This window comes from Rhodanobacter panaciterrae, assembly GCF_014651895.1.
GTDB classification, from domain to species: domain Bacteria; phylum Pseudomonadota; class Gammaproteobacteria; order Xanthomonadales; family Rhodanobacteraceae; genus Rhodanobacter; species Rhodanobacter panaciterrae.
Window position 1 is genome coordinate 499973 of sequence record NZ_BMXT01000002.1, and the last position, 18609, is coordinate 518581.

Annotated in this window: 16 protein-coding genes; 10 read left to right on the top strand and 6 right to left on the bottom strand. The window is 65.3% G+C overall.

Annotation, left to right across the window (positions count from 1 at the left end; genetic code table 11):
* The first annotated feature begins 7 nt into the window (after positions 1 to 7).
* A complete protein-coding gene (mutM, locus tag IE071_RS11675; RefSeq protein WP_189441366.1) occupies positions 8 to 835 on the top strand; it encodes a bifunctional DNA-formamidopyrimidine glycosylase/DNA-(apurinic or apyrimidinic site) lyase in 828 nt (275 codons plus the stop codon).
* A 16-nt stretch (positions 836 to 851) separates the two neighbouring features.
* Here the strand turns inward: mutM and IE071_RS11680 are convergent, their stop codons facing one another.
* From IE071_RS11680 to IE071_RS11690, 3 genes are all read right to left on the bottom strand, one after another.
* Positions 852 to 1619, bottom strand: a complete 768-nt coding sequence (locus tag IE071_RS11680) for a hypothetical protein (protein ID WP_189441367.1) — start codon at positions 1617 to 1619, stop codon at positions 852 to 854.
* 25 nt (positions 1620 to 1644) lie between these two features.
* Positions 1645 to 2277, bottom strand: a complete 633-nt coding sequence (locus IE071_RS11685) for a thymidine kinase (RefSeq protein WP_189441368.1) — start codon at positions 2275 to 2277, stop codon at positions 1645 to 1647.
* A gap of 171 nt (positions 2278 to 2448) precedes the next feature.
* A complete protein-coding gene (locus tag IE071_RS11690; RefSeq protein ID WP_189441369.1) occupies positions 2449 to 3789 on the bottom strand; it encodes an NAD(P)/FAD-dependent oxidoreductase in 1341 nt (446 codons plus the stop codon).
* 105 nt (positions 3790 to 3894) lie between these two features.
* Between IE071_RS11690 and IE071_RS11695 the strand changes: the two genes are divergently transcribed.
* The gene (locus tag IE071_RS11695; protein ID WP_189441370.1) at positions 3895 to 5877 is read left to right on the top strand and encodes a UvrD-helicase domain-containing protein; all 1983 of its coding nucleotides are present in this window, start codon (positions 3895 to 3897) and stop codon (positions 5875 to 5877) included.
* Here the strand turns inward: IE071_RS11695 and IE071_RS11700 are convergent.
* Positions 5874 to 6905 (bottom strand): AI-2E family transporter, encoded by a 1032-nt coding sequence (locus IE071_RS11700; RefSeq protein WP_189441371.1) that lies wholly within the window; start codon positions 6903 to 6905, stop codon positions 5874 to 5876. The two genes, IE071_RS11695 and IE071_RS11700, sit on opposite strands and share 4 nt — an antisense overlap.
* Positions 6906 to 7030: 125 nt before the next feature.
* Here IE071_RS11700 and IE071_RS11705 point away from each other — a divergent pair, with 125 nt between their 5' ends.
* The 5 genes from IE071_RS11705 to IE071_RS11725 all read left to right on the top strand — a co-directional run bounded on the left by IE071_RS11705 (position 7031) and on the right by IE071_RS11725 (position 13450).
* Positions 7031 to 7924 carry a 5'-nucleotidase, lipoprotein e(P4) family gene (locus IE071_RS11705; protein ID WP_189441372.1) on the top strand — a complete coding sequence of 298 codons (894 nt, stop codon included), beginning with the start codon at positions 7031 to 7033 and terminating at the stop codon, positions 7922 to 7924.
* Between the two features lie 311 nt (positions 7925 to 8235).
* Positions 8236 to 9171 carry a hypothetical protein gene (locus IE071_RS11710; RefSeq protein WP_189441373.1) on the top strand — a complete coding sequence of 312 codons (936 nt, stop codon included), beginning with the start codon at positions 8236 to 8238 and terminating at the stop codon, positions 9169 to 9171.
* 25 nt (positions 9172 to 9196) lie between these two features.
* The gene (gene plsB, locus IE071_RS11715) at positions 9197 to 11905 is read left to right on the top strand and encodes a glycerol-3-phosphate 1-O-acyltransferase PlsB (protein ID WP_189441374.1); all 2709 of its coding nucleotides are present in this window, start codon (positions 9197 to 9199) and stop codon (positions 11903 to 11905) included.
* A gap of 43 nt (positions 11906 to 11948) precedes the next feature.
* Complete coding sequence (ubiE, locus tag IE071_RS11720; RefSeq protein WP_189441375.1) at positions 11949 to 12734, top strand: bifunctional demethylmenaquinone methyltransferase/2-methoxy-6-polyprenyl-1,4-benzoquinol methylase UbiE; 786 nt, start codon at positions 11949 to 11951, stop codon at positions 12732 to 12734.
* 50 nt (positions 12735 to 12784) lie between these two features.
* Positions 12785 to 13450 (top strand): Pr6Pr family membrane protein, encoded by a 666-nt coding sequence (locus IE071_RS11725; RefSeq protein ID WP_189441376.1) that lies wholly within the window; start codon positions 12785 to 12787, stop codon positions 13448 to 13450.
* 19 nt (positions 13451 to 13469) lie between these two features.
* On the opposite strand, the gene IE071_RS11730 is transcribed toward IE071_RS11725, so the two are convergent.
* Both IE071_RS11730 and IE071_RS11735 read right to left on the bottom strand, forming a co-directional pair.
* Positions 13470 to 14168 carry a glutathione S-transferase family protein gene (locus tag IE071_RS11730; RefSeq protein ID WP_189441377.1) on the bottom strand — a complete coding sequence of 233 codons (699 nt, stop codon included), beginning with the start codon at positions 14166 to 14168 and terminating at the stop codon, positions 13470 to 13472.
* A gap of 22 nt (positions 14169 to 14190) precedes the next feature.
* Positions 14191 to 15111, bottom strand: coding sequence for a DMT family transporter (locus IE071_RS11735; protein ID WP_189441378.1), 921 nt, complete (start codon positions 15109 to 15111; stop codon positions 14191 to 14193).
* Between the two features lie 139 nt (positions 15112 to 15250).
* Here IE071_RS11735 and IE071_RS11740 point away from each other — a divergent pair, with 139 nt between their 5' ends.
* From IE071_RS11740 to pip, 3 genes are all read left to right on the top strand, one after another.
* Positions 15251 to 15745: an Lrp/AsnC family transcriptional regulator gene (locus IE071_RS11740; RefSeq protein WP_189441379.1), complete on the top strand. Its 495-nt coding sequence runs from the start codon at positions 15251 to 15253 to the stop codon at positions 15743 to 15745.
* Between the two features lie 67 nt (positions 15746 to 15812).
* Positions 15813 to 17504, top strand: a complete 1692-nt coding sequence (acpA, locus tag IE071_RS11745) for an acid phosphatase (protein ID WP_189441380.1) — start codon at positions 15813 to 15815, stop codon at positions 17502 to 17504.
* 137 nt (positions 17505 to 17641) lie between these two features.
* Positions 17642 to 18595, top strand: a complete 954-nt coding sequence (gene pip / locus IE071_RS11750) for a prolyl aminopeptidase (protein WP_189441381.1) — start codon at positions 17642 to 17644, stop codon at positions 18593 to 18595.
* The last annotated feature ends 14 nt before the right edge of the window (positions 18596 to 18609 follow it).

Here is an 18609-nt window from a genome sequence, read left to right on the forward strand (position 1 = left end):
ATCGACCTTGCCTGAACTGCCCGAAGTCGAAACCACCCGCCGCGGCATCGCGCCGTACCTGATCGGCCGCCGCGTGACCGGCGTGATCCTGCGCCGGCCTGACCTGCGCTGGCCGATTCCACCAGAGATCAGCGAACTATTGCCGGGACAGCGCATCGACGCGGTGGAGCGTCGCGCGAAGTATCTGCTACTGCATACCGAAGCCGGCAGTGCGCTGCTGCATCTGGGTATGTCCGGCGTGCTGCGCGTGCTGCCGCCGGATGCGCCGATCGGCAAGCACGATCATGTCGATATCGCACTGGAACGCACGTCGGCACAGGCACCGCGCATCCTGCGCTTCACCGACCCGCGTCGCTTCGGTTGCCTGCTGTGGCAGGCACCCGGCGAGACGCACGAACTGCTGGCAAGACTCGGCCCCGAACCGCTGACCGACGCGTTCGACGGCGACCTGCTATGGCAGCTCTCACGCAGCCGTACCACGGCAGTGAAACTGTTCCTGATGGACAACACGATCGTGGTCGGCGTGGGCAATATCTACGCCAGCGAAGCGCTGTTCGCCGCCGGCATCGACCCGCGTCGTGCGGCCGGCGCTGTCTCGCGCGCACGCTACGCGCGACTCGCGACGGAAGTGAAACGCATCCTGGCCTGGGCGATCGAACGCGGGGGCACCACCTTGCGTGACTTCATCAGCCCTGACGGCCTGCCCGGCTATTTTTTCCGCGAGCTCAACGTGTACAGTCGGGCGGGCGAACCGTGCCGCGTATGCGGCACGGCGATCCGACAGGTGGTGTTGGGGCAGCGCTCGACGTTCTGGTGTCCGAACTGTCAGCGTTGAGCAACGTGGCCGCTGCTCACTGCGGCCAATGAAACTCGACATAGGTGTTGTTGAACTGCGGATCGTCCAGTCCGCCGCCGAGATGCACCACGACACCGCTGGGAACGCCCTCGATATCCAGTCGCTGGCCCTCGCTGAAATGCGCACCGAGCGCTTCCAGTTCGACCAGCTTTTCGCACAGCAGGCCCGCACGATCGACGGCACGATCCGGCACCTGGCGGATGCTGATGTCGGGGCGACCGAACTTGCGCATGCCGCGGGTGTGGATCCATGAATGATCGGGCGCAGACTCGCCGTCGCGCAGGATCAGCAGGTGGTTGCGGATCGGCGCGCCGTCGCGAATCAGGTACTTCCGACGCCATGCATCGGCATCCAGCAAGCTGAGGGTTTGCGGATCGAGGATCGCTGTGCCGCCGATGTCGAGCATGCCGGCCAGCACACCCAGCGTGTCGCGCAGGTAACCGGTTGCCGGGCTGTCCTTGAGCGTGCCGCGCACGACCATGACTTCAGGCGCATCGAACGCGAGCTGGTATGCCTCCGGCGCATCGTCCTTGAACATGCGACCCATCGCACCTTTCAGCGGATAGCCATCCCATTGGCGCAATGCGCTGTGGTAGTGGCTGACCGCTTCGATGCCGGCCGGCAGGCCCGCGCTGCCGTAATCGGCGGATGGCACGCGCACCGCATCGAACTTGCCGAACACGTAGAACTGCAGCAGGATCTCCTCGTCGCTGGCCTGCCAGTGCGGGCGCTGCCAGGCGGGGATGGTGATCGGGTTGCTCATGACATTCCTTGATGGTGGATCTCGGTCAACGGTTCTCGCCGAGCGGCAGCACGGACTGCTGCAATTCGATGCGACCACTGCCCTCGCTGATCTTCTTGAACTCGGCGCGACTTACCGAGACATAGCGTTCGTTGCCACCAATCTCAACCTGCGGACCGTCGGTGACGGCACGGCCGTGTTCATCCACGCGCACGACCATGGTGGCCTTGCGGCCGGTGTGGCAGATCGTCTTGATCTCTTCGAGGTTGTCGGCCCAGGCCAGCAGATAACGACTGCCTTCGAACAGCTCGCCGCGGAAATCGGTGCGCAGGCCGAACGCCAGCACCGGGATGTTGAGCTTGTCGACCACGTCGCTGATCTGCCACACCTGCGGCTTGGTCAGGAACTGTGCCTCGTCGACGAACACGCAATGCAGCGCGCCATGCGCGGCGATATCGGCTTCGACCAGCGCCAGCAGGTTCTCGTCGCCGCCAAAGCGGCGCGCGTTCGCCTTCAGGCCGATGCGCGAGGCAACCACGCCTTCGCCGTAGCGGTTGTCCAGCGCCGGGGTGAGGATCAGCGTGCGCATGCCGCGCTCGTGATAGTTGTATGCGCTCTGCAGCAGCGTGGTGGTCTTGCCGGCATTCATTGCCGAGTAATAGAAATAGAGCTTGGCCATGGGCGTACGTTCGGGTCGTGATCGTGCATGGTACTGGCTCCTCCCCCTGCTCGCAGGGGGAGGGTGGTGACCGAAGGGAATCCTTTAGGTGAGGGGGTGGGCCGAACTTGCGACAAGCTCAAAAGCACCCCTCCCCAACCCTCCCCTGCATTCGCAGGGGAGGGAGTTCAATCAGGCCTTGTCCAGCGGCGTGTTTCCGCCGGTGAACTGCGCGCGTGCCTGCGCCAGCCGGTACTTGTGCTCAGTACGCCAGCGCCGCCAGTCGCGCAGGCCGCAGATCGCGTAGACCAGCTTGAACAGCTGCAACCGCCACAGCACCTTCGGCGTGTCGAACAGGTCGCCGGCGAGCATCGAGATCACGCCCTGCTCCAGCTGCCAGGTGTTGCGCGGCGAGCGGAACATCTGCTGCATCACCGGCCCGTTGAAGCGGTAGATAAAAAACGAGAAGCGCGCCATGCCGGCGCGCTGACGTTTCTCCAGCTTGCGCAGCAGCGCCATCTCGCGCTGCGGTTCGCGCAAGGCCCGGTCGACCACCTCGACCGCCTGTTCGGCGCCACTCATCGCCAGATACACGCCGGAGGAGAACACCGGGTCGAGGAAGGCGAACGCATCACCGACCAGCACCCAGCCCGGACCACCCATCTGCTCCGAATCGTAGGAATAGTTGCCGGTCACGCGGACTTCGTTGTCGATCAGCTCCGCGTGCTCGAGGCGGCGCCACAGCGCCGGGCTCAGCTTCAGCGTATCGAGCAGGAACTCGACCGTGCGGCCCTTGCGCTGCTTGAGGTAATCCGGTCGGCATACCGCGCCCACGCTCATCACGCCGTCGGGCAACGGAATCATCCACATCCAGCCGTGCTCGAAACTGTAGATGCTGATGTTGCCCGCATCCTCGCCCATGCGCCGCTCGGCGCCGCGGTAGTGGCCGAAGATCGCCGCGCTCTGGTGTTGCTCGTTCTTGCGGCGCAGTTTCTTTTTCGCGGAAAGGAAGGCATCGCGGCCACTGGCGTCGACCACGTAGCGTGCCTGGATGCAGTAACTGCGGCCGTCGTCGGTTTTCACGTCCAGCCAGCTTTCGCGCGGACCGCGCTGCTCGACCTGCACTACCTCATGCCCTTCGCGTGCATCCGCGCCGCATTCGCGCGCGTGCTCGTAAAGCATCTTGTCGAAATCCTGCCGCCACACCTGGTACGCATGCGGTGGGCTTTGCCCGATCGCGCGAGCAAACGCGTAGGTGTTGTAGCCGCGCGCGTTGTCCGCCTCGAAATCCGCACCGGACTTGAACACGCCCAGCGCGCGCACCTTGTCCAGCACGCCGAGCCGCTCGAACACCGGCAGGTTCATCGGCAGCAGCGACTCGCCGATATGGAAGCGCGGGTGATGCGCCTTCTCCAGCGCAATCACCTTGTAGCCGCGCCGCGCCAGTAACGCCGCCGCAGTGCTGCCGCCCGGACCGCCGCCGATCACCACCACGTCGCACCGCTCGGTCGTCGTTTCCGCCTGATCCGTCATGCTTCATCCCTGCGCCTGTTGAGGGGTCGATTATGGCCGAAACCGGCGAGAGCACCCGCGGCGCTCTGTTACCATCGACCACCGCCTCATCCCGTCTTTCGATCCATGCTCAATCCGCAACAACTGGCCGCCGTCGAACATTGCGACAGCCCGCTGCTGGTGCTGGCCGGTGCCGGTTCCGGCAAGACTTCGGTGATCACACAGAAGATCGCGTACCTGATTGCACGCAAGCATCTGGCGCCGTCGAAGATCGCCGCCATCACCTTCACCAACAAGGCCGCGCGCGAGATGCGCGAGCGCGTGGCCAAGCTGGTCAGCACGGAGGACGCGGCCGCGCTGACCGTGTGCACGTTCCATGCGCTGGGCCTGAAGTTCCTGCAGATCGAGCATGCGCGCGCCGGCCTGCGTCGCGGCTTCTCGGTGCTGGATGCGGACGACAGCGCCGGCATCGTCAAGGAGTTGTCGCCGAAGGGAGTCAAGCCCGACGTGCTGTTCGGCATACGCAACCTGCTCAGCCGTGCCAAGAACGGCGGGCTCTCGCCGGAGGAAGCGCTGGCCGCCGCGCGCAGTCCGCGCGAGCTGGAAGCGGCGACGATCTACGACATGTACCAGCAGCGCCTGGCCGCGTTCAATGCGGTCGACTTCGACGACCTGATCCGCCTGCCGCTGCGTATCCTCGAAGCCGACAACGAATGCCGTGACGCCTGGCGCGAACGCCTGCGTTATCTGCTGGTGGACGAATACCAGGACACCAACGACGCGCAGTACCGCCTGCTGAAAGTGCTGACCGGTGAACGCGGCGGGATTACCTGCGTGGGCGACGATGACCAGAGCATCTACGCCTGGCGCGGCGCGAATCCGGAGAACATCGACCAGCTCGGCCGCGACTGGCCGAGCCTGCGCGTGATCAAGCTGGAACAGAACTACCGCTGCGGCAAGCGCATCCTGCGCGCGGCGAACCAGCTGATCGCGAACAACCCACACCTGCACGAAAAGAAGCTGTGGAGCGAGCATCCGGAAGGCGCGCCGATCCGCGTGCTCGAATGCAAGGAGGCCGAGCACGAGGCCGAGCACGTCGCCGCGATCGCCACCACGCTGGCCGAGAAGCACAAGGCGCGTTGGCACGACATCGCCATCCTGTACCGCGGCAACTTCCAGGCACGTCCGCTGGAGAAGGCGCTGCGGCTGGCGCGGATTCCCTATCACCTCACCGGCGCACTGAGTTTCCTCGATCGCGCCGAGGTGAAAGATCTGCTGTGCTATCTGCGCCTGCTGACCAACCCCAGCGACGATGCCGCGTTCCTGCGCGTGGTCAACGTGCCCAAGCGCGAGATCGGCTCGACCACGCTGGAGAAACTCGGGCAGCTGGCGCAAAGCCGGCACAGCTCGCTGCTCGACGCCATCCGCAGCGACAGCGTGCTGCGCCAGCTCACGCCACGCCCGGCTGCTGCGCTAGCCTCGTTCGCCAACCTGCTCGATGAACTGCGCAGCGCCTCGCTGCATCAGAGCGCGGCGGATCTGGTCGAGCTGATCCTCAAGCGCACCGGTTACGCGGCGCAGATCGCCGCCAGTACGCCTGACGCCAGCGTGCGCGAACGCAAGCTGGGCAACCTGAAGGAACTGGCCGACTGGTTCCGCGCGATGCAGAAGGGCGGCAACAGCGCTGGCGACCTCGCCTCGCAGCTGGCCCTGCTCAGCCACGCCGACCGCGACGAACCCGGCAACGCGGTGCGCATGATGACCCTGCATGCGGCGAAAGGGCTGGAGTTCCGCTTCGTCTTCATCGTCGGCTGCGAGGACGGCACGCTGCCGCACGAAGGCGCCATCGACGAGGGCCGCATCGACGAGGAACGCCGTCTGATGTACGTCGGCATCACCCGCGCCAAGGAATTGCTGACGCTGTCGTGGTCGGCGAAGACCAAACGCTACGGCGACATCCACACCAACCAGCCCAGCCGCTTCCTGCACGAACTGCCGCAGGCCGACCTGCACTGGCAGGGCAAGGATCCGGAAGCGGACAAGGAAATCACTCGCGAAACTGCCCAGTCGCACATGGCGAAGATCGCGGCGATGCTGGCGGGCGGCTAGATCAGCTCCTCCGCCTCCAGCTCGCTCTTCAGATAGGCGTAATAGATCGGCGCGGCGATCACGCCGGGCAGGCCGAACGCAGCCTCCATCAGCAGCATCGCGATCAGCAGTTCCCAGGCGCGGGCACGGATCTGCGTACCGACGATGCGGGCGTTGAGAAAATATTCCAGCTTGTGGATCAGGATCAGGAACGCCAGCGCGGCGATACCCACACCCAGCGATACCGACAGTCCGGCAATGGCGATCGCCGTGTTGGAAATCAGGTTGCCGATCACCGGCAGCAGGCCGACGATGAAGGTCACTACCACCAGCGTCTTCGCCAGCGGCACATGGATACCCATCAGCGGCAGCACGCCGAGGAGGAAAATCGCGGTGAACAAGGTATTGATCAGCGAGATCTTCAGCTGCGCGAACACGATGTTGTGAAACGCTGCAGCCAGTCGCTGGCAGCGCAGACTCAACGCTGCGGACAGCGGACCGACCTGATGCGCCGGACGAGCGCGGCTGAGCGCGATGATCGCACCCAGCACCAGCCCGATGATGATGTGCACGAATACCCGCACCGCGCCCTTGCCAGCCAGTTGCAGGGTTCCCGCATGCTTGCGGGCCAGCTCGATCGCGCCCACGCGCAGGTCATCGACACTGTCGGGAAGGTTGTCAACCAGGATCGGGGGCAACTGCTGGCGGGCCTTTTCCACCAGTGGCATCAACTGCTGTTGCCACAGCAGCTCGGGGTTGCCGATCTCACTGCGAAAGAAGCTGATTGCGCCGAGGATCAGCAGGATCAGCAGGCCCACCACGATCGCGCCCAGTACGGCCACCACGACCAACCGCGCACGGTCGCCGGAAATACGCCGGCCCAGCAGCGGGGTCATCGCCTGCACCAGCTCGTAGACCAGCAGACCGGATAGCAACGCCGACAGCAGGTGAACGTCGATGACGACTAGCAGCGCCGCTGCGGCCAGCAGATAACTCGCATAACGGATGGCCGGCGAAGGCTCGCGCGTGGCAGACAGAGAGGGATCCATGCGTGGTGCAGCCGTGAGTTGCGAGGCCTCCAGTCTGTCAGCAGCCCGCGCCGGCTGCCAACCCTGTCCCATGGCTGTCGTAAACTTCCGGCATCGTCACGCTTCATCTTGCTCAAGGATTCTGCATGTCACTTCGTTTCCCCACGACCCTGCTCGCGCTTGCCCTGCTGGCCGGTTGTGCCACGACCCAACCCCAGCACGCCGTGGTGGCGCCCGCTCCACAAGCCGCAGCAGCAGTAGTGCGCGTTCCCGCCAACGACAACCTCAATGCGGTGGCGTGGAGCCAGACCGCGATCGAGCACGACCTGATCTATCTGCAGACCTACCGCGACGCCCAATCACGGCTGCTGGCAGCCATGCGCGACCCGCACTGGGACGCGTTGGGCAAGGCGGACCGGGTCGCTCCGTTCAAGGGCCTGAAGCCGGCGGTGATCCTGGATATCGACGAGACTGCACTGGATAACTCGCCGTATCAGGCGCGCGTGGTGAAAGGTGGCGGCGAGTTCAACGAGGCCGACTGGGCGGCTTGGTGCAAGGAGGCGCAGGCCCGTGCGTTGCCGGGTGCGGTCGAGTTCACCCAGTTCGCCGCCGCGCACGGCATCGCGGTGATCTACATCTCCAACCGCGCCAAGGATCTGGACGAGGCCACCCTGGCCAACCTGCGCCAAGCCGGTTTCCCGGTCAGCGGCCCGCAAGCCTTTCTCGGTCTCGGCACGGTGGTCGAAGATTGCGAGCAGGCCGGCACCGAAAAGGGTTGCCGGCGGCAACTGGTCGCGCGGCATTACCGCGTCTTGATGCAGTTTGGCGATCAGATCGGCGATTTCGTCGACGTCAATGCGAACACCGCCGACGGCCGTCGCAAAGCGGTCGCCGACTATCTGCCATGGATCGGCACGCGCTGGTTCGTGTTGCCGAATCCCACCTATGGCTCATGGGAACCGGCGCTGTTCAACAACGACTGGAGCGCGCCGCTGGAACAGCGGCGGCAGCAGAAAATCGACGCGCTGCGCTACCAGTGACAATCAAAAATCACTTAAATGATATAAATCAGGCAATTACAACGCATAACAAAAGCATTGCCTTAGCTTTAACGAACAAGTAATATTTCAGCTGCCAACACCTGCTGACCAACATTTTGCAGGCAAGGCCATTTCCCTTCCGGCTCTACCGGATTTCCCCGTGAGGCCCCAGGCCCGCGGGGTTTTCTTTTTATGGCGTCGCAAAATCCTGCGCCCTGCCCTTGTTTCGAAGCCACTGCGACCCTTACCCTGCGCGATCACGACGCTATGCGGTGCGCTTTCGCTCCGCCGTCACCATGCGAGAACCTGCCATGCGCCTGCCCTCCCTCCGTTACGCCTTGCTGCCCCTGTCCGTCGCGCTGCTGTTGAGCGCCTGCCATGGCAAGGACGCGGCCTCGCAACCGGGCGGCAGCACACCGGAGGCGGCCCTGCAGGCTTCGGTCGACCTGATCAAGGCCGGTGACTTCAACGGGCTGTGGAAGCACGCGCTGCCACCGGCCGACTACGCCAACATGCGCGCCGACTGGGGTCATCACCAGCAGGATCAGCGGCCGATCACGGCCGAGGATCGCGCCAAGTTCAACGAGACGATGCAGAAGCTCACCGAGCCGGATGCGGAGAACAAGCTGTACGCCGAACTGCAGCCAAAGCTGACCGCCATGGAGCAGCAGTACAAGGATCAGCTGCCGGTGCTGATCAGTGTCGGGGAAGCGCTGGTGAAAAGCGGCGTGGCGCAGAGCAAGACCCTCAACGAGACCCAGAAGGCCCAGGCCAACGGCGTACTCGACGTACTGGCGCCGTGGGTGCAGCAGACGCCGTGGTTCGACCAGGCCAAGGCCAAGCAGGCGGTCGGTGTGGCCGTGACGACGGCGCGCAAACTGGACCTGAAAGATCCGGATCAGCTGCGCTCGATGGATTTCGACACCTCGATGGGCAAGTACGCGACCGGTTACGCCGGCCTCAAGCAGATGCTGATGATCTACGGCCTGTCGGTGGACGACACGCTGAACTCGGTCAAGCTCACCCCGGTCTCCAACAGCGATGGCCATGCCGTGGTGAAAGTGGACTACACCCTGCTCGGCAAGCCGCTGTCGACCGAATCGAAGCTGGTGCAGCAGGACGGCCGCTGGTACAGCGAGGACATGCTGGACAGCGCGCGCAAGGCGCATCAGCAGCTGAACGAGCCGGCCGGCAGCGCCAGTGTGGCGGCCGACGCCGGCACCGGCACCGTTGCCAAACAAGACTGAACAGCGCAGCCGTTAGAATAGACGGATGCAGAATATCTACACCGCGGATTCCACCGTTCGTCAGCGCGCCCCCTGGTGGTTCAACCTGGCCGGCCAGCTGCTGCAGCCGTGGGTGCGCATTCGCCGCGACCCGGCCGAGCCGGCTGCCTTGCTGCAGGCCGGCGTACCGGTCTGTTATGTGATCGAGCGCGACGGGTTCTCCGACGCACTGATCCTGCAGCGCGCCTGCCGCGAAGCCGGTCTGCCCAATCCGATGCAGCCGATGGCAGGCACGCGCCGGCGGCGCTCGGTGTTCGCCCTGGCGCGACGCGACGGCTGGATCTTCGGGCGCAACCGCCAGCGCGCGCCGAACGAACCGCTGCGGCAACTGGTGCGTTCGCTGGAAGGCATGCCCGAGCGCGATATCCAGATCGTGCCGGTGTCGATCTACGTCGGCCGCGCGCCGAGCCGCGACAGCGGCTGGTTCCGCGTGCTGTTCTCGGAAAACTGGGTGATGGTCGGCCGCTTCCGCCGCATGCTGGCGCTGCTGCTGAACGGGCGTGACACCGTGGTGCACTTCTCCGCGCCGGTGTCGTTGCGCAGCGTGTTGGACGAATCCGGCGAGATCACGCCGGAACGCTTCGCGCGCAAGATCGCGCGCGTGCTGCGCGCCCACTTCCACCGCATCCGCGCCGCGGTGATCGGGCCGGATCTGTCGCACCGGCGCACCGTGGTCGATGCCGTGCTGAATGCCGAGCCGGTACGCGCCGCGATCGCCGCCAGCGCGGCCAAGGAAAAGATCAGCCACGCCAAGGCCTGGCGCAAGGCGCACAAGCTGGTGATGGAAATCTCCGCCGACTACTCGCACCCGGTGGTGCGCTCGGTCTCGTTCCTGCTGGCGAATTTCTGGAACAAGCTGTACGACGGCATCGCCATGCACCACTTCGACAAGGCCCGCGCTGCGGCGCCCGGTCACGAAGTGGTCTACGTGCCCTGCCATCGCAGCCACGCCGACTACCTGCTGATGAGCTACCAGCTGCATGTCTCCGGCGTGGTGGTGCCGCATATCGCCGCCGGCGTGAACCTCAACCTGCCGGTGATCGGGCCGATCCTGCGCCGCGGCGGCGCGTTCTTCCTGCGCCGCAGCTTCAAGGGCAATGCGCTGTATTCGGTGGTGTTCAACGAATACCTGGCGCAGCTGATCGACCGCGGCGTGCCGATCGAATATTTCATCGAAGGCGGTCGTTCGCGTACCGGCCGGCTGCTGGCGCCGCGCGCCGGCATGCTGGCGATGACCGTGCGCGCGTTCCTGCGCGCGCCGCGCCGGCCGGTGCTGTTCCAGCCGGTCTACATCGGCTACGAAAAGCTGATGGAAGGCAAGTCCTACGCAGGCGAACTCAGCGGCCAGCCGAAGGAAAAGGAGTCCCTGCTCGGCCTGCTGCGCGGGCTGAAAGTGCTGCGCCAGCGCTACGGCCACGTGGCGCTGAATTTCGGTGAACCGATCGCGTTGACGCCGTTGCTCGACGCGGCCAGCGCCGACTGGCGCGCGGCCACGGCCGATCCGGATGCCAAGCCGGAATGGCTCAACGGCGTAACCGATCACCTGGCCGAACAGATCCAGATCAACATCAACCGCGCCGCCGACGTCAATCCGATCAACCTGCTGGCGCTCGCCCTGCTGGCCACGCCGAAGCACGCGATGGCCGAGAGCGACCTGCTGACCCAGCTCGATCTGGGCAAGGCGCTGCTGGAAGAACTGCCGTATTCCGATCGCGTCACGCTGACCCCGATGAATCCGGCCGCGATCATCGCCTACGGCGAGCAGATGGGCTGGATCCAGCGCGTGCAGCACCCGCTGGGCGACGTGTTGACCGTCAACAGCGAACAGGCGGTGCTGCTCAGCTACTTCCGCAACAACGTGCTGCACCTCACCGCCACCGCCGCATGGGTTGCCTGCTGCTTCCTCAACAACCGGCGCATGTCGCGCGCCTCGGTACTGCGGCTGGGCCGGATCATCTACCCGTTCATCCAGGGCGAGCTGTTCCTGCCGTGGGATGGCGAGGGCTTCTGCGCGCAGTTGCAGGCCACGATCGACTTCTTCGTGCGCCGCGGCCTGCTCGAATCCACCAACGACGGCCGCACCCTCGAGCGCAGCGCCGGCCAGGAAGACAGCGCGTTCCAGCTGAAGGTGATCGCGCGCAGCCTGATCCAGGCGTTCGAGCGCTACTACATCACCATCGCCGCGCTGGCCAAGAACGGTCCGCACACGATGACCGGCGCCGAGCTCGAGAACGCCTGCACGCTCACCGCGCAGCGGCTCAGCCTGCTCAACGAACTGTCCGCACCGGAGTTCTTCGACAAGGCGCTGTTCCGCGGCTTCATCCAGAAACTGCGCGAGCGCCGGGTGGTGTGGACCGACGACGACGGCAAGCTCGACTACGACAGCGCGCTGGAAGGCATGGTGCGCGATGCGCGGGTAATCCTGTCGCGCGAGGTGCGCCATTCGATCCTAAAGATCACTCCCGGCGGCAGCGAGAAGGAATCCGCCGCGGGCGAGGCATTGAGCGACGACATGCCCGAGGCGACCGTGCTGGCGGAAACCAAACCGGCCTACCGTCGCATCGATGACGCTGTCCCTGCGGATGCCTCCAGCGAGGATCTGCACCAGCGCCATGTCGATGCCGAGCACCAGCTGCATGCGCACACTGCCGTCGATGCCGCCGAACAACCCAAGCAGACCGACCTTCCCCTCTAGTCATGCCGGCCAGAACACGGCCAGCCTCCGGTAGCATGCAAGCATGAGCGAACAATCTCCCAAGACCACGACGGACCCGACCACCCCGGCTCCAGTCACCCATTTCGGCTTCCGCGACGTGCCGGTCGGCGACAAGCAGAAGCTGGTCGGCCAGGTATTCACCTCGGTCGCACGCAGCTACGACCTGATGAACGACCTGATGTCGTTCGGCGTGCATCGGCTGTGGAAACGCCATTTCGTCGCCGTGAGCGGCGTGCGGCGCGGCGATCGCGTGCTGGACCTGGCCGGCGGCACCGGCGACATCGCCGCGCTGCTGAAGCCCGTGGTCGGCGACGAAGGCGAGGTGGTGGTCGGCGACATCAATGCGGCGATGCTCGGCGTCGGCCGCGACCGCATGACCGACCGCGGCCTGGTCAGCGGCCTGCGCTGGGCCCAGCTCAACGCCGAAGTCTTGCCGTTCCCGGACAATTCGTTCGACGCGGTGACCATGGCCTTCGGCCTGCGCAACGTCACCGACAAGGACAAGGCACTGGCCGACATCTGCCGCGTGCTCAAGCCAGGCGGCCGCCTGCTGGTGCTGGAATTCTCCAAGGTGCAGAGCGAAGTTTTCAGCAAGCTGTACGACTTCCACTCGTTCAAGATCCTGCCCAGGCTCGGCCAGCTGTTCGCCGGCGACGCCGACAGCTACCAGTACCTCGCCGAGTCGATCCGCAAGCATCCGGATCAGGACACCCTTAAGGGCATGATGGAGCGCGCCGGCTTCGGTCGCGTCGAAGTACGCAACCTCAGCAACGGCATCGTGGCGATCCATCGGGCGTACAAGCTGTAAAACGAATCCACGGCGAAGATCCCGCCCGATCGAATCGACGGATGTTGTCCATGCCGAATCGCTACCGCTCATTCGCTGCCATCGCCGCCCTGCTCGGCTGGCTCGCACTCGCGCTGCAGCTGCTGTTGTCGATCCAGCTGACGATCGCGAACGGACAAGGCGCGCTGACCGGGGTGTGGATCTACCTCGGCTACTTCACCATCCTGACGAATGTGCTGGCCGCGCTGGCGCTGACTGCCGCCGCCAGCGGACCGCACGGAGCGGTCAGCCGCTTTTTCACGCGACCCGATGTGCATAGCGCGATCGCGATGAGCATCGTCATCGTCGCGGCGATCTACAACCTGATGCTGCGACAGCTGTGGCAGCCGCACGGCTGGCAGATCGTGGCCGACAACACTTTGCATGTGGTGATGCCCGCACTGTTCCTGCTGTATTGGTGGCTGGCGGTGCCGAAGGCGACGCTGCGCTGGCCGCAGGTGATTATCTGGCAGTTGTATCCGGCCGCCTATTTCGCCTCTGCGCTGATTCGCGGCGCAATTACCCATTGGTATCCGTACCCGTTCCTCGACGTCGGCTCGCTGGGCTATCTGCGTGTGCTGATCAATGCCTGCGTGGTACTGCTGGTCTTCGTCGTGGTCGCGTTGCTGCTGGTCGCACTGGGACGCTGGCAGGTGCGGCGCTCAGGCAAGACTGTGGCACTGCCGACGCAGCCCTGACGACAGCTGCGTCGGCGCCTCAAGCCGCCGACGCGCGCAGGTCTTCCAGCAGGGTGCCGAATTGTTGCACTTCTTCCTCGTGCTCCGGATCTCGCCAGGTTTCCTGCAGCGCGTCGGCATACCAGCGGCGCATGCCCGGCAGCTCACGCAGACGTTGTGCGTAGGCAGCAGCTATATCGCCCAGCGGCAGCCCATAGGTCTGGATGCGGAACGCCACCGGTGCGAAGAACGCATCGACCGCACCGAACGCATTGCCGGCCAGGAACGGTCCACCGAAGCGGGCCAGGCCCTCGCTCCACAGCTCATCGATACGCGCGATATCGGCGCGCAAGGCCGTCGGCAAATCATCCGGCAACCGAATGCGCAAACCGCAGCTCAGTGCGCAACGCGAACGCAGCGCAGCGAAACCCGAATGCATTTCGGCAACCGCGCAGCGCGCCCATGCGCGCGTTTTCGGATCCGCTGGCCATACGCCCGGATGACGCTCGGCCAGATATTCGACGATCGCCAGCGAATCCCACACCACCGTGTCGCCGTCGCGCAGGCATGGCACCTTGCCGTTGGGCGAGAACGTGCGGAATGCGCTCCAGCTCGATCCGGTACCGGGCGCGAACGACACCAGCCGCTCATCGAACGGGATGCCAAGCTCGCTCAGCAGCAGCCAAGGCCGCAACGACCACGACGAGTAGTTCTTGTTGGCGATATACAGCTCGTACATGCGGCGGCTCTCCTCGTGTGAGTTAGTTCTGTTCGCAGGTATCAGGCACTGTCGCCACACGCGGAACGGCGCGCCGCCGCGCATTCGCCAGCACCACGCCGCCGACGGTGATCACGCCACCGACCAGGGTCAGCACACCCGGCCGCTCGCCCAGCCACAGCCAGCCGATCAGCACTGCGATCGGTGGCGAGAAGTAGATGAAGGTGGATACCTGCGACGCGGAGGCGCGCCGCAGCGCCGCGTTCCACGCCAGATAGCCGATGAAGGTGGGCGCGATGCCCAGCCACAGCAGCGCGGCGATATGCGACCACGGCGCGCTCTGCAATGCCTGCGGCAACTGCCAGCCCAGCGGCACAGTAGCCAGCGTGCCGGCAAAGAATGTGAACGCGGTGACGCCGACCATGCTGTTGCGCGCGAACAGCGGCTTCTGCCCGACGAAGTAGATCGCCGAGGCCAGCACGCTGATCAGCACCAGCGCCGCCATCGGCTCGAACTTCACCTGCTTGCCGCTGGCCAGCACCACCATCACCACGCCGACCAACGCCACGCCGAGCCCGGCCAGGGTGCGCGCGGACAAGCGTTCGCCGACCCACACCGCCGACACCGCGGCAGTCGCCGCCGGCACCAGCGAAATCAGGATCGCCGCGGTACCGCTGGCAATCCGCGTCTCCGCATAGTTGAGGCACAGGTGATACGCGGTCAGCCCGATCACACCGAGCAAGGCCAGCTGCGGCCAGTCGCGCTGCGCGGGCAGCGGTATGCGTTTCAGCAACATCAGCAGGGCAAAGCACAGCGAGCCGATCGCCAGCCGCGCCAACGCCACTTCGCCCGGCGTGAACGAGGCCAGCGCATAGGCAATCGCGGCATACGCCGACGACCAAGTGACGAGGGCAATGCCGATGTAGCAGAGCGCGCGCCCGTCAAGGCGCTCGGCGGTATCCATGGGGACGGATTCCAAGATGGGAAAGTGCGCATCCTAGTCTTGCCGGTCGCGCCGAGGAATAATGCATCGATTCGTATTGGCGATGTTTCGCCAACGATCGAAGCAAGCAACGAGGTATCCCGCCTTGGAATCGAAAGTCATGGAAGCAAAGCCCGAACTGGACGGCAAGGACTGGCAGCTGCTCGAAGCGCTGCAACTGGATGCACGCCTTGGCTACGCCGAGCTGGGCCGCAAGGTGCGGCTGTCCGCGCCGTCGGTAGCCGAGCGGGTGAAACGGCTCGAAGAGGCCGGCGTGATCAGCGGCTACCGCGCCACGGTCAACCCGAAACGGCTCGGCTACGGCATCAGCGCGATGATCCGCCTGCGCTGTGACGGCATCACCTGCGCGCGCATCGGCACGCTGGTGGAAGACATTCCCGAAGTGCTCGAATGCCGCCGCCTGGCCGGCGAGGACTCGGCGCTGCTGCACGTGGTGGCGATGTCGATCAGTCATCTGGAATCCGTGCTCGACCGGCTGCTGAAGACCGGTGCCAGCAACAGCACCACGACCTTGATCGTGTTGCAGACACCACACGAGCATCGTCCGCTGACCCGTGCGATGTGGAACGCGGCGCTCGCCATGTCGCGCGATTGAGCGTTACCTGATTGGCGCATGCGGTCGCCGGCAGCAACCCGAATAGCACTCACCACAGACTGATCCGATGACTGACAAACCCACCGACAAGCCGTCCGACGAAGCGCCAGCCAACCCCGAACGCCGCCGCCTGCTCGGCGGCATCGCCATCGCTGGCGCGGCGCTGACCCTGGGCAGCTGCACTCCGGCCGGCGGCAGTCGACCGGCCACCGCAGGCACACAGGAACTGCCCGCCGCCGTGCTCGACGCACTGCTGCGCCAGCACATCCAGCAAGTGGTGGTGCTGTATGCGGAGAACCGCAGCTTCAACAACCTGTTCGCGCACTTCCCCGGGCTGGCGCAACCGCTGAAGAGCCTCGACGCACCCGAATACCGCCAGCGCGATCGCGATGGCAGCCTGCTCACCACCCTGCCGCCGATCTGGGGTGGCCTGGCACCGCACCCGCAGACCGTCGACGGCCGTCACTACCAGATCGACGAACAGGCGATCACCGGCCTGCCGAACCAGCCGTTCGCCTTGCGCACAGCCGACGGCGATCCGCTGCCGCAGGGCTTGGTCACGCGTGACCTGGTGCATCGTTTTTACGAGAACCAGCTGCAGATCAACGGTGGGAAGAACGACGGCTTCGTCGCCTGGGGCAACACCGGTGCGATGGTGATGGGCCACTACGCCGACAACGCGGCGAAGCTGCAGCTGTGGCAGCTCGCGCAGCAATACACCTTGTGCGACAACTTCTTCATGGGCGCTTTCGGCGGCTCGTTCCTCAATCATCAATACCTGGCCGCCGCGCAGCCGCCGTTCTATCCGAGCGCCGATCAGGGCCCGGGGAAATTCCAGATTGCCGTGGTCGAGGGCGACGACCCCACCGGCATCCGCCCGAAACTGGCCGACGACTCTCCGGCCAGTGCGATGCAGGGGCGCTCGAAGTTCGCCTCGCGTGATGGGCTCACGCCGGATTTCTGGGCGGTGAACACGATGGGTCCGGCCTACGCGCCGACCTACACTCACGACAAGCGCGATCCGCGCTTCGCCGCTACCGACAGCCCGAACACCTTGCCGGCGCAGGTCCATCTCACCATCGGCGATGCACTGTCGGAGGCCAACGTCGACTGGGCCTGGTATGCCGGCGGCTGGCAGCTCGCGCTGGACGGCCATGGCGACGGCGACCACCACGTGTTTCCGGAAGTGCCGAATTTCCAGATCCACCATCAGCCGTTCAATTACTTCCGCCAGTTCGCGCCCGGCACAGCGGCGCGACAGCAGCATCTGCGCGACGCCGGCGTCGGCAGCAGTGCCGACAGCAACCACTTCATCGCCGCGATCGAAGCCGGCACGCTGCCGCCGGTGTCGTTCTACAAACCGCAGGGCGACCTCAACATGCACGCCGGCTATTCCAGCGTGGCCGCCGGCGACCAGCATCTGGCACAGGTGGTCGAGGCGCTGCGGAAAAGTCCACAGTGGCCGCAGATGCTGGTGGTGATCACGGTGGACGAGAACGGCGGTTGGTGGGATCACGTGGCGCCGCCCAAAGGCGATCGCTGGGGGCCGGGTTCGCGCATCCCCGCGCTGATCGTGTCGCCGTTCGCCAAGAAGGGTTTCGTCGATCACACCATCTACGACACCGGCTCGATCCTGCGCTTCATCACCCGCCGCTTCGGCCTGAAGCAACTGCCCGGCCTGAAGCTGCGCGACGCCGCCATGATCGCCGCCGGCGGCCCGCCACCCGGCGACCTCACCGCCGCCCTGCAATTCGGCTGAGATAGAACTCCCTCCCCTGCTTGCAGGGGAGGGTTGGGGAGGGGTGCTTTTGACTTTGTCCACAAACTTCGGACAACCCCCTCCCAACCTCCCCCTGCGAGCAGGAGGAGGAGCAAAAACCACGAGGAGTCCGCACCATGCGCGAGATGTATCCCGAGATCGAGCCATACCAGACCCATCGCCTCGCAGTCGATGCACCCCACACCTTGTACGTGGAGGAGTGCGGCAATCCCGCCGGCCTGCCGGTGATCTTTCTGCATGGTGGACCGGGCGCGGGATTGGCTACCTATCACCGCCGCTTCTTCGACCCGGCGCGCTACCGCATCGTGCTGTTCGACCAGCGCGGTGCGGGCCAATCCACGCCATTCGCCGAACTCAGCGACAACACCACCTGGCATCTGGTCGCCGACATCGATGCGATCCGCGAGCAGCTCGGCATCGAGCGCTGGGTGGTGTTCGGCGGTTCGTGGGGCTCGACCCTGGCGCTGGCCTACGCGCAGGCACATCCCGAACGCGTGCTCGGGCTGGTGCTGCGCGGCATCTTTCTCGGCCGGCCGCAGGAGCTACGCTGGTTCAACGAAGTCGACGGCGGCGCTTCGCAGATCTTTCCCGAGCGCTGGACCCGCTTCCGCGACTTCATCCCCGAGCAGGAACGCGACTCGATGCTGGACGCCTACTGGCGTCGCCTGACCAGTGATGACGAAACAGTACGCCTCGCCGCGGCAAAGGCGTGGAGCGCGTGGGAAGGCGGCAGCACCACCTTGCTGCACGATCCCGACGGCCCCGGCGATTTCGAGGACCCGCACAAGGCGGTCAGCCTGGCCATCATGGAGGCCCACTATTTCCGCCACGCGATCTTTCTCGAACCCGACCAGCTGCTACGCGACATCGGCCGCATCCGGCACATCCCGGCCACGATCGTGCACGGCCGCTACGACATCATCTGTCCAATGAAGAGCGCCTGGGATCTGAGCCAGGCATGGCCGGAAGCGGATCTGCGGGTGGTGCTGGCCGGCCACAGCGCGGCCGACCCGGCGATCGTCGATCAGTTGGTGCAGGCCACGGATCGGTTGGCCGATCGCTACGTCTGAACCGGCGCCCTCAC

Coding starts and splice junctions, on each gene's coding strand:
- IE071_RS11680 (WP_189441367.1), bottom strand. CDS start 1,619: ATGAGCAACCCGATCACCATCCCCGCCTGGCAGCGCCCGCACTGGCAG.
- IE071_RS11685 (WP_189441368.1), bottom strand. CDS start 2,277: ATGGCCAAGCTCTATTTCTATTACTCGGCAATGAATGCCGGCAAGACC.
- IE071_RS11690 (WP_189441369.1), bottom strand. CDS start 3,789: ATGACGGATCAGGCGGAAACGACGACCGAGCGGTGCGACGTGGTGGTG.
- IE071_RS11695 (WP_189441370.1), top strand. CDS start 3,895: ATGCTCAATCCGCAACAACTGGCCGCCGTCGAACATTGCGACAGCCCG.
- IE071_RS11700 (WP_189441371.1), bottom strand. CDS start 6,905: ATGGATCCCTCTCTGTCTGCCACGCGCGAGCCTTCGCCGGCCATCCGT.
- IE071_RS11705 (WP_189441372.1), top strand. CDS start 7,031: ATGTCACTTCGTTTCCCCACGACCCTGCTCGCGCTTGCCCTGCTGGCC.
- IE071_RS11710 (WP_189441373.1), top strand. CDS start 8,236: ATGCGCCTGCCCTCCCTCCGTTACGCCTTGCTGCCCCTGTCCGTCGCG.
- plsB (WP_189441374.1), top strand. CDS start 9,197: ATGCAGAATATCTACACCGCGGATTCCACCGTTCGTCAGCGCGCCCCC.
- ubiE (WP_189441375.1), top strand. CDS start 11,949: ATGAGCGAACAATCTCCCAAGACCACGACGGACCCGACCACCCCGGCT.
- IE071_RS11725 (WP_189441376.1), top strand. CDS start 12,785: ATGCCGAATCGCTACCGCTCATTCGCTGCCATCGCCGCCCTGCTCGGC.
- IE071_RS11730 (WP_189441377.1), bottom strand. CDS start 14,168: ATGTACGAGCTGTATATCGCCAACAAGAACTACTCGTCGTGGTCGTTG.
- IE071_RS11735 (WP_189441378.1), bottom strand. CDS start 15,111: ATGGATACCGCCGAGCGCCTTGACGGGCGCGCGCTCTGCTACATCGGC.
- IE071_RS11740 (WP_189441379.1), top strand. CDS start 15,251: ATGGAAGCAAAGCCCGAACTGGACGGCAAGGACTGGCAGCTGCTCGAA.
- acpA (WP_189441380.1), top strand. CDS start 15,813: ATGACTGACAAACCCACCGACAAGCCGTCCGACGAAGCGCCAGCCAAC.
- pip (WP_189441381.1), top strand. CDS start 17,642: ATGCGCGAGATGTATCCCGAGATCGAGCCATACCAGACCCATCGCCTC.